The sequence below is a fragment of the Oleiphilus sp. HI0043 genome, assembly GCF_001634935.1.
The window spans coordinates 1-15,269 of the sequence record NZ_LWEY01001156.1; the positions used below are offsets into that span (position 1 = coordinate 1).

The following is a 15,269-nucleotide window of genomic DNA, read 5'->3' on the forward strand; positions in this document are numbered from 1 at the left end:
TCAGAACGAGCGAAAGCAGCATTTGGATGAGCAGAATGATGAACTTGTCGATGCGCTAGATACGCTTGTGGATGCGATTAAAAAGATAGATAAAGAAACACGCACCCGCTTCAAGCAAACATATGACCAAGTAAACGAAGGCTTGCAGCGCCTCTTTCCGAAGATATTCGGTGGTGGCAACGCGTATCTTGAATTAACTGATGACAACTTGCTGGAAACTGGTGTCATGATTATTGCGCGTCCACCAGGAAAGAAAAATGCCACGATTCACCTTCTTTCTGGGGGTGAGAAGTCTCTAACTGCTATCGCGCTTATCTTTGCTATTTTTGAGCTGAATCCGGCACCTTTCTGTATGCTGGACGAAGTAGATGCCCCGCTTGATGATGCAAACGTTGGCCGCTTTGCCAGAATGGTAAAGGAGATGTCTTCTCAAGTGCAGTTTATCTATATCTCTCATAACAAGGTGTCTATGGAAAAAGCAGACCAGCTTATGGGTGTGACGATGCATGAGCCTGGCGTTTCCAGGCTAGTCTCTGTTGATATTGATGAAGCCGCAGCAATGGTAGAGGTATAGTGTTGGTAAAAGAGTTACAGATAATTTATTCGCATCCTACTTTGTTGAAACAATGTAAACTTTAAAACTATAATTTATACTAAGTGCAGGGCGTTTTTAGCTCCTTTCGATGCGTGCTCGCATCATTGATATTTATATAAGTGAAAAAATGAATTTAAGAGACTGGTTAATTGTTATCGGTGCAGTAATTATCGTTGGTATTTTGATCGATGGTTACAGGCGCATGCGTATTGCCAATCGTGACTCACTTAAGATGTCTCGTGACATGAGTGGCGATTTGGGTGCAGGTGATCCGCTTGAAGACGATTTTAATCCTGAATTACCCAGTGGTGGCGCGCGCGTTGTATCTTCAGGTGCACTTGAATCAGGCATTGAAGAAGTTAATTCCTCTAAGGATAAAATCGAACCTAGTCTGAATTTCGATACACCTTTTAACGATGATGACGTAAAAGAAGATGGAGCCATTGTTGCCGATGCGGGTTCGCGTATAGAGCTAGAGTCAATCGAAGTTAAAACGGCTCACGCCGGTAAGATCAAGAAAGTTGCTGAAATCGAAGTTAGTAGCGCAAGTGAAAACAATGACAAGCACGCGCTTGTTATCGTTATCAATGTGCACGCAACAACCAACAAAGGGTTTTCGGGAACAGATGTTAAACAGTTGCTGGAAGCTTGTGGTCTCGATCACGGTGATATGTCTATCTTTCATCGCCACGAAGAAGATGACCTGTTAAGCCCTATCCAATTTAGTGTTGCTAACGCTATCGAACCTGGATATTTTGATCCAGATACATTAGCTGAAATATCCACGCCTGGAGTGAGCTTCTTTATGACCCTGCCTGGGCCTAAGGATTACAGTAAAGCTTTCGAATTTATGCTCGAAACCGCGCAGTGTTTTGCTAGAAACTTGCAAGGCGAACTTAAGGATGAAAACCTAAGTGTGATGACGCCACAAACTATTGAGCATTGTCGCTCAAAGATTAAAGAGTTTGAACGCCGCCAGCTGTCTAAAGTAAAACTTTAATCAGCGAAAATTTCACTAACATCAGCGCTAGCCTTACATGTCCAAATCTATCGATGCCTCGCGCTCACGCGCAAACGAGCTAAACCAGCTGCTTTCACGCTATGCATACCAGTATTACGTTTTAGATGACCCAAGTGTACCCGATTCCGAATACGATCGATTATTTAAGGAGCTTCAAGATATTGAAGCTGCGTACCCGGAGTTAATTAGTGCTGATTCTCCGACTCAAAGGGTTGGCGGCCAACCGCTCGATAAATTCGCCCAGATTGAGCATAAGATTCCTATGCTTTCTTTGGATAATGCATTTTCTGCTGATGATTTACAGGCCTTTGATTCTCGACTACATGCGCGCCTAAGCGGCTCTGCCACGATAAGTTATGTTGCAGAACCAAAATTAGATGGTGTTGCAGTAAGCCTTTTTTATAAGCAAGGCAAGTTAATTTATGGTGCGACTCGTGGTGATGGAAAAGTGGGCGAAGATATTACTCACAACGTACGTACCATCAACTCAATACCGCTTCGTTTGCTTGGTAGTGGTTTCCCTGATGAACTAGAAGTGAGGGGTGAGATATTTATGCCTCTGGTTTCATTCAATCGACTTAATGAAGAAGCGCAAACGAACGGAGACAAACTGTTCGTTAATCCGCGTAATGCTGCCGCAGGTAGTTTACGCCAGCTCGATTCCAAAGTGACAGCGAAAAGGCAATTGAAGATGTGCGCCTATTCTGTTGGCTACTCTTCTGGACTAGGGCTTCCCAGTAGTCACTTCTCAACACTTGAAAAGCTTAATGAATGGGGCTTTGTGGTCAATAGCGATATGCAGCAACTTCAAAATATTGAGGAATGTATCGCTTACTGTGAGATGCTTAGCGATAAGAGGTCATCACTCGATTATGAAATAGACGGCATCGTGTTTAAGGTGGATGATTTTGCAGCCCAAATGGAATTAGGCTTCGTTGCGCGTGCGCCACGCTGGGCTGTTGCTTATAAGTTTCCTGCTCAAGAGGAGCTTACAGTGCTCGAAAGCGTTGACTTTCAGGTTGGGCGTACCGGCGTTCTCACGCCTGTTGCTCGTTTAAAGCCTGTTTTTGTCGGTGGCGTGACCGTTAGCAACGCAACCTTGCATAATATGGATGAAGTTAAGCGTTTACAAATAAGGGTAGGTGACACGGTTGTCATTCGCCGTGCCGGTGACGTAATCCCTAAAGTTGTACGATGTGTTAAAGAGCGTCGACCACCAGATAGTGTTGATATTGTCCTGCCAAAGTGCTGCCCCGTTTGTGATTCCCCTATAGAAATTGAAGAAGATGGCGTGCTCGCTCGATGTAGCGGCACACTTGTCTGTGGCGCGCAATTAAAAGAGTCTATAAAGCACTTTGCCAGTAGAAAGGCTATGGATATTGACGGTTTGGGTGATAAGTTAATCGACCAGCTTATTGATAAAGAGCTAATCCAGGACGTAAGTGATTTATATAGACTTGATGCAAAGAACTTAGCGCTCTTAGAGCGTATGGGTGAAAAGTCAGCAAAAAATATTGTATCCGCCATCGAGATATCCAAGCGATGTACACTTGCTCAATTTATTTTCGCTTTGGGAATTCCAGAGGTTGGTGAAACAACGGCAGAGCTATTGGCTGAGCAGTTTGAAAAACTAGAGCGCTTAATGCAAGCAAGCAAAGAGCAATTGATAGCGTTAAATGATATCGGGCCGATAATGGCTGACAATATATTTACGTTTTTTCAGTTCGAGAACAATCAACAAAAAATATCCCAGCTAATCGAGTTGGGAGTGAGTCCAGCGCCTTTAATTGTGCCAAAGCAAAGCTTTGAAAGTGCGTTTAAAGACAAAAAAGTTGTTATTACCGGTACGCTTCCAAGTATGGGGCGTGACCAGATGAAAGCACTACTTAAGGAAAATGGTGCCAAAGTTCAATCAAGTGTATCTAGCAAAACGGACTACTTAATTGCGGGTGATGCTGCCGGTTCTAAGCTAGATAAGGCAGCTAAACTCGGTGTCGAGGTGCTTAATGAGGAACAAGTGCTCTCACTAGTTAAATAAGTGTGAACTATAAGACGTTTCCATAAAGTCCAGCTGTCACTTACTCACTGTTTTTAATATCATTTAATAGATTCAATAATTTGCGACGTCAACGCAAAAAAACAATGAGTAGAGTAATGGATTATTTGCACGTCTTGATCAAAGCAACTTTTACATCAGTTTGTCTAATGCTAATCGGTGGCTGTACTGGCGATAGTGATAGCTCTGAACCACAAATAGCTGCTGTCGAGCTATCCAGCCCACCACTCGAAATACTTGGATTCCCACCCCAAACCCTATACTACGATAGTCCATTTACATTTACTTTTGGTGCTGCTGGTGGGTCTGGTGCATATCAAATGGCCTATGTTAAGCATCCTGAAATTAATGATGATGTAACCGACATCGATACGAATATTGTTGATATGTACATCGAAAACATTAGCTCTTCCGCTGATGATGATGACGCAATAAAGCCTGCATTTAAGCTAGAGGCTTTAGTAGAGTTTCCAGAGGGAGCATCTCCGGAAACTCTGGTAGGTAGAAACTATACATACGGGCTTGAATTGAGTGATGGTATTAATTCAACTTCTGAAACATATGATTTCTCTGTTGCTGCAAACGCTCTTTCTTTCTCGGGAGGCTCGATTATCAACGAGGGGGCTTCCTCTATCGCAAGCATTAATAATCTTGTAACGGCCTATAATGCTGGTAACACCCTCGTTTGTAACCAAGTTGGTGACATAAGTTTAGGCCGTAGGGATGTCGACGGCGTGCATGTTTACCCTGCAGCTTTCCTTGTTGAATTAGAGGCACCTGTCTCAAAACGGACAACTGCTTATTATAAAACCACATCCAAATACAGCTCAGATCTGCGAGAAAGAAACGCCTCGAACATAGAGTATGCTCGCCCTGATGTTGATTATCGTTCAATTGCAGAGGGTGATGGTAAGGTAGTCTTTGAGGCTGGGCAGTCAGCCTGTTTTGTGTTGGTAGAGACAATTGATGATGGGATAATTGAGAGTAATGAGACCTTTGAAATAGAATTTACCTCGGTAGAAGGTGCGCTGATAGACATTGCTTCAGCAAATAAAACTATTGAAATTATCGACAATGAGCCTAGCGTAACAATGTCAAATATTGAAAGTGTAGGAAATGAGGGCTCCTCTTACAACATTCCCGTTAACCTACGGGCACCCTATGTAGCAGACGTTGAAATTGCTATTTATGTCGATACAGATAAAACAACAGCGGAGCAGTCTGATTATTTGCTTACCCCTGAAAACGGAGTTTTGCTGATTCCTGCTGGTAGTCTAAACGGGGCGATTTCCGTTGATATTCTAGAGAACGAAGATTTCGATGACGACTTAAGCGAAGATGAAAAAATAGTTATCCGTACAGATATTGAGGATATTATTGATGCAGAGCCAAGTGAGTTTATTATCAATGACTGGGTCGATAACGCAGTTGTTGCAAGAGGTGAAATTGGACAAGAGGCTGTAGATTTTACTATTGACTCAAATGGCCGTGTAATTTCCTTAATTTCTGACACTTCAAATATTAATAGCGTAATTACCTTGAGTTTGAGGCATCGTTCTGGCGATATTGCTTTAGTTGACGGCCTGTCTGACTTGGTCATTGCGCTTCCAGATACGAATCTTAAGCCAATATCAATTTCGACAAGTAAGGATGAAGTTGATCGAATAGTTATTGTGTACGAAGTGGAAGCGCAAAATGCTGATGGTTTTTTTGGACGCCGCGATTTTGGCGTTATGGTCTTGGCTGGGAGTGAATCCGGCGCGTTTGATGTCGAGTCTACTTCATATTATGGAAGCGAGGAAGATGATTTCATAAGCAGTACTCGCTTGTATGGTAAGGAATTGTACGTTTCGGGAAATACCTCTGGGTTCATGTTGAATGGTGAGCCTGCCGATATTGCGAATCGAGGCGGAGTCGACGGCTTTGTCTATAAAATTGATATCACTAACAATGCACCTGTTTGGTATCGCTTTGTTGGAACTGAAGAAGACGATGACATAAAAAGCATCGATGCGGGCAATCGAGACCTGATTTCGCTTAGCGGAATAAGAACGAGTTCGATGGATGGAGCTATTGGTTCACTTTCTGTAAGCACAAAGCTCACTCGCGAGAATGTAGATTTTCCAGAAATAAGTTCAAACCGTGATGATAATGTAAGGGTGATCAGATATGACTCTGACCTTTCCGGCTTTAGTGTGCTAGCTGATGGCCTTGGATTAGAGTACTCAACCACAGGTGTGACAAGCTCGTTAACCAGGGATGTGGTGGTTTATAGTTATGATTCTGCTTTTAATTCGACTGGTTATACAGAAATTTCTTCATCCGGGGCTGATGTTGGTGTCGCGATGATAAATACTGATGAAGACGACTTGCTTATTGTCGCAGGACAAACTGATGGTCAGTTTTCTGATCAAACCAAACTTGGTGGTGATGATGCCTTTGTGACGGTACTTGGCAGAGAGGGAGCCGGATATTCACAGATTGGGCTTGTGCAATTTGGTTCAATACAAAATGACAGAGTGATATCACTTAAGGAGTATAGTGATAGTAAGTTTCTTGTGTTGTGGAGTGAAATGCAAACTGACCCTGGGCAGGAGACTTATAGGATATCGGCGTTTTCTAATAGTGGCGAAATGTTGTCCTCGCCACTATAGCGTTTCACAATGATAAAGTGGTGCTCAGAGGCTATAAGCGCCTTTTAGTAGCATTCTCAACTGAAGCTTTGTCTTGTCTGCTTCTTTCGTGCGTTCGGTCTTTGTGGCGTCCAGGCAGTTGCCGCCCATCTGAAAAACAATCGTTACCATAGCTTCCGCTAAAGCGTTGCGCGTCTGATAATCCAAGGCGGCTTTGTTTGTTCCTTCTATCGCGCGCACTTTAAGATATTCTTCAAGCTCAGTAACAACGTGTCGAATTTCCAAATTAATCGCAGATCTAAACTCTTGAGAGTTACCAGTATGCTCCCGTAACAACAAACGAAAGTGGTTTGTGTTGCTCATAAGGTATTCAATAAAGGTATCGACAGAAATATCAATTGCAGTGCCTTGTTCTTGAATTCTGGAGCGAGCCTTTCTAAGAAGTTGGCGTAATGCTAAACCTGCCTCTTCGACCAAGGCTAAACCAAGGTCGTTCATGTCATCGAAGTGTCGATAGAAGGAGGTTGGTGCAATACCCGCCCCACGTGTTACCTCACGCAGACTGAGCCCGGAATAGACGCGCTCGGGACTCAATAAATCTAGAGCACTATCTAATAAAGCTCTTCGTGTTTTTTGTTTCTGCTCAGAACGTTTTGTCACAGCTACTTTTCTCAGAACAATTAATAATTTAGCGTATTCGATAATGATAGCACTAACAATTAGTCTTGTGGGCGTAATCCACTCATAATTAACGATAATTAGCTATCGCCAGTGCGGCCTAAGTATCAGCTAGATTAACCTGCGCTCATTTTATTCTTGGATAAGTTATTTAATACCTTGCGGGTAGTGCATGGTGAATTTAATCTGTTGAAATATTGCGTTTCTGCCGCACATCGTCAATGCCACCTGCATTTGTAACTCTGCTATACCCGGCTGCAATCAAAGCATTCTTCGCTTTTTCCGCGCGCACACCCCTGGCGCAATAAACAACAATCTCAGTGTTTTTGTCGGGATACTGCCGGCTAACTATAGGAACGATTTCGTTGTGGGTGGCACGTAGGTCACCATCTATATGGTCGAAAGTGTGTTCAATTTTACTTCTCACGTCGATCCAGACAGGGTCTGCCAATATGATATTGGAGCCAAAGGTGGCAAAACATAGTAATACTAGGCGGAATAAATAGGATGGTAATCTCATAGCTTTAAGTCCCTGTAATGAGTAGAGGCTAATATAAAGCCTAGAAACCGAAGGCAAATATGTCAAAAAACGAGGGAGTGTAACCGGAGGTATTATGATCTATGTACGCAAAATAGAATACAACCTAGCTAGGGACTCTTGGAGCTAATAAAGATTTACTTAGTTGAAAAGCTGCTCGATTAGAGCAGCTCAGGAAAGTAATAAATCATTAAATATACTGCTAGCAAAATGGCGACCCAAACAACCATGGTCTCAGTTGGCCATAGCCTTGCAAAGTATCCTTTTGGTTTTCCAGCTTTGGTGTCATAAGAGTTTTGAATCATTTGCTTAATTGAATAAGCGAGTGATTTTTCAATCTTTTCATAGGTGCAATAGATCGTGCATGCTAGCCTTTTTACAAACGCGGGAGCAAGCTTTCGGTATAACCAGTCAGCATCCAGATTTGTGGAAGGTAGTTCTGGCGGGTATAGATTGCGCAGGTTTAACCATACAAACGCTAGAGCCGAGAAGAACAAAAGCTGTAACTGCGTAAGAACGTGCGTAATATCGTAGGGCTGGTAGCTGTGTTCCCAGGGCAATAGAGCGTAAACAGTCTGAGCAGGAAAGGTACCTAGTACAACACACCCAACGGCTGCTAAGGTCATCGCAATTAGCATGTTTTTGGGTGGTTCAGTTGTACGGATACCTGAATCGTGAGCAAAAAATGCGAAGTAAGGAATCTTGATGCCCGCGTGATGAAATACGCCGGCAGCGGCAAATAGTAATAATAACCAAACAACATCATAGCCTTCAGCTACTGCAGCAGCCATAATCATTGACTTCGATACGAAGCCGCTGAAAAGCGGGAAGGCCGAGATAGACGCAGCACCAACAATACAAAGTATGGTTGTTTTTGGCATGCTCTTGTAAAGGCCGCCAAGCTCTGAGCCATTGATTTTACCTGTCATGTGCAAGACAGCGCCCATTGTCATCATCAACAGACCTTTAAATATAACATCATTAAAGGCATGGGCAACGGCACCGTTCAATGCAATGGCGGTACCTATACCAATCCCCACAATCATAAAACCAATTTGGTTAATAAGGCTGTAGGCAAGTACTCGGCGGAGATCATTTTCGATAACTGCAAAGAAAATTGGAAAGCATGCCATGGTGACACCAATCCATACGAGAATTTCTTCACCGGGGTAGGCCCGAGCAAAAGCATACACCGCGACCTTTGTTGTGAACGAGGCTAAAAATATTGTTCCGCTTGGTGTCGCTTCAGGATACGAATCAGTTAACCAGTTGTGCATAAAAGGGAAGGCACACTTGATTCCGAAGGCGAAAAAGATTAGCCATGCACCAACTTGGGCGATGCCCTCATGCTGCAAGCCGATATGAGTGAATAGTAAGCTATTGTTAACGTGCGCGAAGATCAATAGACCTGCAAGTAACAAAACGCCAGATAATACTTGAATGATCAGATAGCGAATACCAGAAGAATAGGCTCGATCTGTTCGACGAGCCCAAATAAGAAATACGGATGTGAGTGCCAGTAACTCCCAGAAGACGAAAAGGGTAAGTAAGTCACCGGCAAATACTGCGCCGACAGCACTACCTGCGTAGGCGAGGCCTGCGACGTGCTGCACAGTATCCTTAACGTGCAAGGCGTAGATGATGGCGATTAGAGCAGCAAGATGGAAAAGATAGCCAAACATCAAGCTAAGTTTATCAACCTTAACTGGCTCTAGTGCATAGCCCATAAACTCCATAGACCAGAATACGCCATGCTCTAGGCCGACCAAGTTAAGAGCACCTAAAATGGGAGCCGCTAACATGATGAGGTTTCGTGTCCAGCCACGTAATAGTAACGCAGCTAAAGCACCTAGCATTAGGGGAAGAAATGGAATCACATTACTCATCGTAGTAATCTTCACCTCGCATCAGAAAGGTTCGCATCCATGTTGCTATGAAAACGAGAATAGAACAGCCTACAAAGCCGTAAATGGCATAAAAAGCAGGGAAGTTCTCCCAGCTGTGGTAAATATGGCGGTGAACAATAAAGTCAGCAATCACTAGCAAAGCACATGCGACATAAAATACTTTTAACATCTTTTTGACGTTTTCTGGCTTGTCGAACCAGCCATCTGAAGAGTGATGATCAGACATTTAGCCTTCCCCCATATTCGTTGATACACCTGGAATCAAATTTATTAGATCGATCAGGGGTTGAGGATAGAAGAACAAGGCAAGACATCCAAACGAAGTCACGCCAAGTGCTATTAAAATTGGTAACGGAGCCTCTTTAGTGTCCGACCATGCCCAAGGCTTAGATTCTTTTGCTTGGGTATTAAAGAATGCTTTGATTGGGATGGGCAAAAGATAAGCGATATTAAGCAAGGAACTTATCATTAGCACGGCGACAATGATGAGCTTGTCAGATTCAAGAGCGCCCATTGTCAGATACCACTTGCTCCAGGTTCCTGCCATAGGAGGAAGGCCAATTATACTTATTGCACCAATCGCAAAAGCAGCAAAGGTGAGTGGCATTTGCCGGCCAAGTCCCACCATGTCGCTGATGTTCTTTTTGTGACTGGCAACCATAATTGCACCGGCGCAGAAGAAGAGGGTGATTTTACCAACAGCATGTGTGGCGATATGTAAGGCAGCACCGGCATGGGCGATAGATGAAGCAAGCAGAGCACCCACGACAATGTAGCTTAGTTGACTTACTGTAGAGTAGGCCAGTCTAGCTTTCAGGTTGTCCTTAGTCATAGCAATGCAAGACGAGAGCAGTATCGTGGCAGCGCCGATATAGAGCATAATATCTGTGGTTGCGAGCTCTTTAAGCTGGTCGATCCCGAAGATATAAATAATTATTTTTAGGATACTAAACACGCCCGCTTTTACGACAGCGACAGCGTGTAGCAGTGCACTAACCGGTGTTGGCGCAACCATTGCGGCAGGTAGCCAGCGATGGAAAGGCATAATGGCTGCTTTACCAATGCCATAGCAGAATAGAACGAGTAGAACGCTAAGGACGGCCTTGCTGTGTGAATTATCAAAAATTCCACCTGCTTGGAAATCCAATGTGCCTGTTAAGCTGTAAGTACCCAAGACAGCAAAGAGTAAAAATGCGATTGATGTACTAAGCAAGATGCCGAGGTAAGTTCTGCCGCCTTGCTTGGCTGCTTCAGTCCCAGCATGTGTTACTAGTGGGTAAGTTGACAGTGTTAATACTTCATAAAATATGAATAGTGTTAGCAGGTTGCCTGAGAAGCAAATTGCCATAACGGAACTGATCGCCAGTGCGAAGCAGCAGAAAAATCGAGTTTGGTTTTCTTCATTGTGGCCTCGCATATAACCAATCGCGTAGATGCTGGTAATGATCCACAAGAAGCTCGCTACAATAGCGAAAAGTACGCCAAGGGGTTCAACTTCAAAGCTGATCCCAAGACCTGGAAATAAGTCGATAACATCAAGCTTAAGGGCAACACCCTGAAAGGTATAGTCGGTAATTGCTAATACGATAGAGAATAAGATAGCTGCTGTACTTAATGTGACAGCCTCTCTGATGTTTGGGTTCTTACCTGTTGCGATAACGATTAACGCACCAATAAAAGGTACAAGAATCGAGAGGGTGATCAGCTGTGATGGCTCAATACCTTGCCAGAGGTTCATGGAGAAACCTCCTGAGCATTAATACTTAAGGTTGTATTCTGGAATAACCATTGAGATGCGCTATTTGCAGCGTCGGTAGTCAAGCTTGTATCGATACCAAAATAAATGTTTGCCAATACAAGTGCCCACATCGGAGCCAGCATTAGCCAGGGAACTTCTTTAATATTATTAGGGTTTTGTGATTCTGGTAGTTTTTGGAAATACGCAGCCTCTAATACCCGGCCAATATAGATTACCGCTAACAATGAGCCAGCAAGTACAAGTGCAGCAAGTACCCAATGATTTTGTTCTAGCGCTGCTGTCACCAGATACCATTTACTTACAAAACCAACGGTGAGCGGTACGCCGATTATACTCAGGCCAGCAATTGTGAATGCCGCCATGGTTAAAGGCATGTGTTTGCCCAAACCTCTGAACGCTTTTATATCAACAGAGCCTACGCGATAAAAGACGGCACCGACGGCCATAAACAAAGCTCCTTTCATGAGTGCATGGTTAAATATGTGGATAAGTCCCGCCATCAAACCTGTTACGCTGACTAAGCTCAGTCCGAGAATCATATAACCAATTTGCGCAACACTACTATAAGCAAGGACTGTTTTAACGTTGCTCTGCACGGTTGCCATGTAAGAGCACTTGAAAATTGCGACGACAGCCAAGACCATCAAAATTAGATCCATGCCCATATCGGTGAAAACATGGTCAGCCCCGAATATTGTAAAGATGAAACGAATCATCACATACACTGCAACTTTAGTCGCTGTGCTGGCCAAAAACGCGGTAACAGCTGAGGGCGCATGGGTATAAGCGGGAGGAAGCCACATATGTAATGGGAATAAAGCAAGCTTGATGCTGACGCCGACCATAATAAATGCGAGCCCGGTATTGATCGTGCGGCTGCTGTCATATACGTCGATACGGCCTGCAAGGTCTAGCATGTTAAGGGTGCCTGTCTTCATATAAAGCATGCCAACGCCTATCAGGATAAACGTTGCACCGATCGTTCCCATCACTAGATAGCGAAAAGCAGCAGTTAAGCAGCGTCGATCCGAAGCCAGGCTAACAAGGGTATAGGTTGCAAGCGAGGAAATCTCAAGAAACACGAAGAGATTAAAGGCATCACCAGTAACTAGTATGCCAGAAAGGCCGGCAAGACATAGTAGGTGTGCAGTGTAGAATAGTGAGTGTTTTGATGGGTCGATTTCTTTTTCAATACTGTCCTTTGAGTAAATTAGAACAAGTGTTGAAAGCGCTGATACGGCTAACAGAATAAACGCGTTAGCGGCATCGATACGTAATTCTATCCCCCAGGGTGGTGGCCAGCCACCGACAGCATAGCTAAGTGCGCCATCAGATAGAGCTGCAACTAATAGCTGCCACGAGACCAGGCAGGCCCAAGCGCTTATTAGCGTGGCAAAACACCAAGATAGTATTGAACGGCCCAAAACGAGTGTGATAGGTGCTGCTATCAGGGGCAAAATTATAGGAAGCACAGCCAGGTGTTGGTCAAGCATTAGATGGCATCATCCTTGTTTTCAAATTCGTTCTCTTCAACTGTGCCGTAAGCCCGTTTGATCCGAACAATTAGTGAAAGCCCCACAGCCGTTGTCGCAACGCCGACAACAATTGCTGTGAGAATCAAAACATGAGGGAGGGGGTTAGAGTATTGAGAAACCCCTTCGACGACAATTGGTGCGGTGCCGCCAGTGACTTTACCCATAGAAATGTAAAGCATAAAAACTGAGGTCTGAAAGACGTTTAAACCAACGACCTTTTTGACCAGGTTATTTGCGGATATAACGATATAGAAACCGGTCATCATCAAAAATACGACGATCCAGTAATTGTAGTAATCGAGAATAAAGTTCACTGGATGTTAGACCTCTCAGCCTGGCTATCGAAGGCATAGAAAATACTAAGCATAACGGCAAACACTGTAATACCAACACCAAGTTCAATGATAATTATACCGTAGTGTTGGCCAGCGATTGGGTCTGCTGCGATTTTGTTGTAATCAAGGAATTGGCCGCCCTTAAGCATGCTGTACAAGCCAACGCTGGCGTAAAGCAGTACGCCAAAAGAGGCCATTAATTGCAAAAACTTTGGGCTTACTACTTCAAATGAGCTTGGTGTCCCAAAGACTAAAGCGTACAAAATGAAAGCCGCAGCAGCGATGACACCGGCCTGAAAACCGCCCCCAGGGCCGAAATCACCATGAAATTGAACATACAGTGCAAACAGTATAACCAAGGGAATAATTAGCTTGGCAACAACGTGCAGTACGTGGTGCGCTTTTAAACCAGATTCTGGCGCATCACTTTCTTCGCGGCGCCTTACGCCAAGTAATGCTAAGACACCAATTGCTGCTGAAAATACAACAACCGTTTCTCCTAAAGTATCGAAGCCACGATAGCTTGCAAGTACTGATGTCACCATGTTCGGTAATCCGACTTCTTTAGGTGACTCTTCTATATAGCGTGGAGCGACATGTTCGTGTACTGGGTTGTCAGGGTGCCCAAAGGGAGGCATGTCGAGCGTGCCGTAGATCAAGGCAGCGCCGGTTACGCAGACTACAACCAAAGGGAGGATTGAAGAGTGGGCACTTTGCTTTTCCTTTCTACCAGTTAATGCCAGTGTGCCAAGCATGAGTACTGTAGATATGCCCGCACCAACCGATGCCTCGGTGAACGCGACATCAACTGCGTCAAGGTTTACGAATATCAATGCTGACAGAAAACTATATATTCCGAAGAGCATGACGACAGCAAATAAATCTTTCAAAAATATAATGCGTAAAGCAGTGAGCGCCAACATAGCAAGCAGTACCAAGTCGATCAGTTCGGCCATTAGTGCGTTTGCTCCTGTTGTTCTTTCTTGGTTTCAGCAATTGTAAGTAAGCCGCCATGACGGGCTGACTTAGCAAGAGCATGAGAAGCGGTAGGACTGGTAAGCATCAAAAACACCAGTATGAATAAAAGTTTTGCGGTATTTAAATCGAAAGACGTCTGCAAGAGGAGACCGCCTATGATCAGAATGGCTGCAATAGAGTCCGTGACACTCGCTGCGTGAACGCGAGTGAAGAAATCCGGGAATTTAAAAAGTCCAACGGCACCACTTAAGCCGAAGAAAACGCCTGCTATTAGCAGGAGGCTACTAACAATATCTAAGACAAACATGTCCAACCATTATTATTTAAGTTTTATTCAATTGGCGCTGTGTATTCGAAAAAGCGAAGTACCGCAACCATCCCTGTAAAGTTGATTAATGCGTACACAATGGCAATGTCCAGGAAGTCTGGGCGTCCCATCATATAACCGGCGGCCGCAATAAAAAGAACAGTCTTGGTGCCAAACATGTTTACTCCTAGAATACGGTCGTAAACGGTTGGCGCATCGAATGCTCTGGCCAAAGCGATAGCCATAACAACCAAAATAGCGATACAAACAGCAGCGTATATTCCTGTCACTTGTTATTACCCCATATCCCGGCGATTTTATTTTCCATAGCACCTTGTTCGAGTTCTTCTAACGAGGACTTTTGCAGTGCGTGAACAGTCAGTTCACCATCCTCCAAATCTACGCTTAAGGTGCCAGGTGTGAGTGTTATGGAATTTGCGTATAAAACATGATTGCTCGGAGGTATTTCTTTTATATCTATTTTCGCCAAGCTTGGCGAAACCTTATTTGACGAAGTCCAGATCAGTTTTGTAACGTGGGCGCTAGAGCCAATGATCTGCCCAATTAGCCATGGAATGTATCGAATTAATCGTAAACCTGTCCCAATCTCTTGTGGCTCTTCATCTACTTCATCCATACGTTTTAAGACAAAAAGTACGATGATGACAGAAACGGCTCCGAAACTAAGTAATAGTGGTTGGATGTAGCCAGAAAGTAACAACCAGAACGCTGAAAGTAGTACTGCCCATTTAAATATATGCATTTAATGAATACCGGCTTTATTGTTAATTCGAATCATAGCTAGCTGGGGAACGTTGATTTGTAACATTTTTTATATGGTATTTTCAATCATTATAAGAGGTCAATGGTGGTAACACTCTAACCAGAGCTAAATTTCTTGTGAAAGCGCAACAATTTATCTCTATT

15 protein-coding genes are annotated in these 15,269 nt (G+C 43.9%); 4 read left to right on the forward strand and 11 right to left on the reverse strand.

What is annotated here, in order from left to right; translation table 11 throughout:
- The 4 genes from A3729_RS13280 to A3729_RS13295 all read left to right on the forward strand — a co-directional run.
- Positions 1-574 (forward strand): AAA family ATPase (locus tag A3729_RS13280; protein WP_156497942.1); only part of this gene is annotated, 574 nt, incomplete at its 5' end.
- A 148-nt stretch (positions 575-722) separates the two neighbouring features.
- Positions 723-1,595 carry a cell division protein ZipA gene (gene zipA / locus A3729_RS13285; protein WP_068508495.1) on the forward strand — a complete coding sequence of 291 codons (873 nt, stop codon included), beginning with the start codon at positions 723-725 and terminating at the stop codon, positions 1,593-1,595.
- 37 nt (positions 1,596-1,632) lie between these two features.
- Positions 1,633-3,654, forward strand: coding sequence for an NAD-dependent DNA ligase LigA (gene ligA, locus A3729_RS13290; RefSeq protein ID WP_068553188.1), 2,022 nt, complete (start codon positions 1,633-1,635; stop codon positions 3,652-3,654).
- Positions 3,655-3,758: 104 nt separating this feature from the next.
- Entirely contained in the window at positions 3,759-6,326 is a 2,568-nt protein-coding gene (locus tag A3729_RS13295) for a Calx-beta domain-containing protein (RefSeq protein WP_156490344.1), read from the forward strand.
- A 24-nt stretch (positions 6,327-6,350) separates the two neighbouring features.
- Here A3729_RS13295 and fabR read toward each other — a convergent pair whose 3' ends face one another.
- From fabR to A3729_RS13350, 11 genes are all read right to left on the reverse strand, one after another.
- Complete coding sequence (gene fabR, locus A3729_RS13300) at positions 6,351-6,965, reverse strand: HTH-type transcriptional repressor FabR (protein WP_068508482.1); 615 nt, start codon at positions 6,963-6,965, stop codon at positions 6,351-6,353.
- 199 nt (positions 6,966-7,164) lie between these two features.
- Complete coding sequence (locus A3729_RS13305) at positions 7,165-7,503, reverse strand: rhodanese-like domain-containing protein (protein ID WP_068508484.1); 339 nt, start codon at positions 7,501-7,503, stop codon at positions 7,165-7,167.
- A 179-nt stretch (positions 7,504-7,682) separates the two neighbouring features.
- The gene (locus tag A3729_RS13310; RefSeq protein WP_068508486.1) at positions 7,683-9,407 is read right to left on the reverse strand and encodes a Na(+)/H(+) antiporter subunit D; all 1,725 of its coding nucleotides are present in this window, start codon (positions 9,405-9,407) and stop codon (positions 7,683-7,685) included.
- Positions 9,400-9,654 carry a hypothetical protein gene (locus A3729_RS13315; protein ID WP_068508488.1) on the reverse strand — a complete coding sequence of 85 codons (255 nt, stop codon included), beginning with the start codon at positions 9,652-9,654 and terminating at the stop codon, positions 9,400-9,402. The genes A3729_RS13310 and A3729_RS13315 overlap by 8 nt, the downstream gene beginning before the upstream one ends.
- Complete coding sequence (locus A3729_RS13320; RefSeq protein WP_068508490.1) at positions 9,655-11,166, reverse strand: monovalent cation/H+ antiporter subunit D family protein; 1,512 nt, start codon at positions 11,164-11,166, stop codon at positions 9,655-9,657.
- Positions 11,163-12,680 (reverse strand): monovalent cation/H+ antiporter subunit D family protein, encoded by a 1,518-nt coding sequence (locus A3729_RS13325; protein WP_068508492.1) that lies wholly within the window; start codon positions 12,678-12,680, stop codon positions 11,163-11,165. The genes A3729_RS13320 and A3729_RS13325 overlap by 4 nt, the downstream gene beginning before the upstream one ends.
- A complete protein-coding gene (locus tag A3729_RS13330; RefSeq protein WP_082865136.1) occupies positions 12,680-13,036 on the reverse strand; it encodes a cation:proton antiporter subunit C in 357 nt (118 codons plus the stop codon). The genes A3729_RS13325 and A3729_RS13330 overlap by 1 nt, the downstream gene beginning before the upstream one ends.
- Positions 13,033-14,013: a DUF4040 domain-containing protein gene (locus tag A3729_RS13335; protein ID WP_082865135.1), complete on the reverse strand. Its 981-nt coding sequence runs from the start codon at positions 14,011-14,013 to the stop codon at positions 13,033-13,035. Before A3729_RS13335 ends, A3729_RS13330 begins: the two co-directional genes overlap by 4 nt.
- Entirely contained in the window at positions 14,013-14,342 is a 330-nt protein-coding gene (gene mnhG / locus A3729_RS13340) for a monovalent cation/H(+) antiporter subunit G (protein ID WP_068510913.1), read from the reverse strand. The genes A3729_RS13335 and mnhG overlap by 1 nt, the downstream gene beginning before the upstream one ends.
- A 23-nt stretch (positions 14,343-14,365) precedes the next feature.
- Positions 14,366-14,632: a monovalent cation/H+ antiporter complex subunit F gene (locus A3729_RS13345; RefSeq protein WP_231872273.1), complete on the reverse strand. Its 267-nt coding sequence runs from the start codon at positions 14,630-14,632 to the stop codon at positions 14,366-14,368.
- On the reverse strand, positions 14,629-15,105 hold the full coding sequence (locus A3729_RS13350; RefSeq protein WP_068509907.1) for a Na+/H+ antiporter subunit E: 477 nt from the start codon (positions 15,103-15,105) through the stop codon (positions 14,629-14,631). Before A3729_RS13350 ends, A3729_RS13345 begins: the two co-directional genes overlap by 4 nt.
- Positions 15,106-15,269 lie beyond the last annotated feature (164 nt).

Coding starts and splice junctions, on each gene's coding strand:
- ligA (WP_068553188.1), top strand. CDS start 1,633: ATGTCCAAATCTATCGATGCCTCGCGCTCACGCGCAAACGAGCTAAAC.
- A3729_RS13350 (WP_068509907.1), bottom strand. CDS start 15,105: ATGCATATATTTAAATGGGCAGTACTACTTTCAGCGTTCTGGTTGTTA.
- A3729_RS13320 (WP_068508490.1), bottom strand. CDS start 11,166: ATGAACCTCTGGCAAGGTATTGAGCCATCACAGCTGATCACCCTCTCG.
- A3729_RS13315 (WP_068508488.1), bottom strand. CDS start 9,654: ATGTCTGATCATCACTCTTCAGATGGCTGGTTCGACAAGCCAGAAAAC.
- A3729_RS13295 (WP_156490344.1), top strand. CDS start 3,759: ATGAGTAGAGTAATGGATTATTTGCACGTCTTGATCAAAGCAACTTTT.
- zipA (WP_068508495.1), top strand. CDS start 723: ATGAATTTAAGAGACTGGTTAATTGTTATCGGTGCAGTAATTATCGTT.
- A3729_RS13325 (WP_068508492.1), bottom strand. CDS start 12,680: ATGCTTGACCAACACCTGGCTGTGCTTCCTATAATTTTGCCCCTGATA.
- A3729_RS13310 (WP_068508486.1), bottom strand. CDS start 9,407: ATGAGTAATGTGATTCCATTTCTTCCCCTAATGCTAGGTGCTTTAGCT.
- A3729_RS13335 (WP_082865135.1), bottom strand. CDS start 14,013: ATGGCCGAACTGATCGACTTGGTACTGCTTGCTATGTTGGCGCTCACT.
- A3729_RS13305 (WP_068508484.1), bottom strand. CDS start 7,503: ATGAGATTACCATCCTATTTATTCCGCCTAGTATTACTATGTTTTGCC.
- mnhG (WP_068510913.1), bottom strand. CDS start 14,342: ATGTTTGTCTTAGATATTGTTAGTAGCCTCCTGCTAATAGCAGGCGTT.